The organism is Faecalibacterium sp. DFI.5.82 (assembly GCF_029076575.1).
Taxonomy (GTDB): domain Bacteria; phylum Bacillota; class Clostridia; order Oscillospirales; family Ruminococcaceae; genus Faecalibacterium; species Faecalibacterium duncaniae.
On record NZ_JARFIS010000834.1, the window covers coordinates 1 to 298 of the forward strand.

General features: G+C 63.4%; 1 pseudogene. It reads left to right on the top strand.

Annotated features, from left to right (window positions below):
• Positions 1-298 (top strand): annotated as a pseudogene (locus P0G09_RS19125) ((p)ppGpp synthetase); the annotation flags it as partial.

Consider the following 298-nt stretch of genomic DNA (forward strand, 5'->3'; position numbering starts at 1 on the left):
CCACGCCACCGATGGTGTGGTGGTGGAGGGCTTCGACAACACCCCCATCAAGTACGCCAAGTGCTGCAGTCCGCTGCCCGGCGACCCCATCGTGGGCTTTATCACCCGCGGTTTTGGCGTGTCCATCCACAAGCAGAGCTGTGTCAATGCCATCTCCAGCATGAAGGACCCCACCAACGCCCCCCGCTGGGTCAAGGCTTACTGGGCCGTCAGCGTCAAGGACAGCTACAAGGCCGGCCTTGAGATCGTGGCGCTGGACCGCAACGAGCTGCTGCGGGATGTGATGAGCGCTCTGGCC